This is a genomic window from Halobellus sp. Atlit-38R (assembly GCF_003665925.1).
Lineage (GTDB): Archaea > Halobacteriota > Halobacteria > Halobacteriales > Haloferacaceae > Haloquadratum > Haloquadratum inordinatus.
The window spans coordinates 1-861 of record NZ_QXIJ01000059.1 but is presented as its reverse complement, the minus strand read 5'-3'; the positions used below and the strand labels follow the sequence as shown (position 1 = coordinate 861).

At 58.3% G+C, this 861-nt stretch carries 1 pseudogene; it reads right to left on the bottom strand.

The window, feature by feature from the left end:
• Positions 1-729, bottom strand: a pseudogene (locus tag D3D02_RS18075) (transcriptional regulator); the annotation flags it as partial.
• Positions 730-861 lie beyond the last annotated feature (132 nt).

Here is an 861-nt window from a genome sequence, read left to right as displayed (position 1 = left end):
TTCTATTACGCCGGCGACGTGGTCCGCCCGATTCCCGAAGTCACCAACCACCGAGATCGACGCAATCAGGTTCGCATACGGATTGCTCGCGTCGACGACAGGGTCGAACGACTGACGTCGCTTCTCGTCTCGGTCTTCAAACAACAGTCGCCGGACTACGTGGTTCCCGTACGTCGCCGCAATCGGCGCGTTCTTCGCAAGCGTCGTTGCTAACAACTCGGCATTGTCCTCCCCGTATCGCTCCGGGTGTCGGTTGTAGTCGGGTAAGCGAGCCTCCCAAACGACGTCAATATCGAGTAAATCGAGGACGTGAAACGCGGTTCCCGCGAGACCCATCGCCGTTTTCGTGATTCGACTCAGGTACTCGGACGTCTCACACTCGTAGTCCTCATGTGCAAGTGACCGCGTCATGTCGAGTAGCTCGTCTCTCGCGTCCTCGAGGACGTCGACGTACTCACCCGCCGAGTCGACAGAGTCAGCCAACCACCCGAGGTTTCGAGACCCACGAACGTACGTCCCATCTTCGATTAGTCCATCAAGTTCCGCGAGACGGTCCTCGGTAAGGACCTGGTCGAACGTCTTAGGATCGAGTAACGCTCGTGCAATCATCACCACATGAGACATGGCAGAGTCGTACTCTGCAGAGACGACGAGCGTATTCTCGTCCTCAAGGTAGCCCCACCCGGCTTCTCCCCGGTCAGATTTGGGTTCGACAGGGTAGTTTGTCACACTAACGCCTTTCTTCGGCGGTGTCTTCGCCGCTGAGACCGTCTCTGCGTACGAAAGATAGTCCACACCGTGATACCGAGGTAAGCGAACCCGTCCGTCCGGCGTCGTCGACGCCTCACCTTCGGCGGTCGG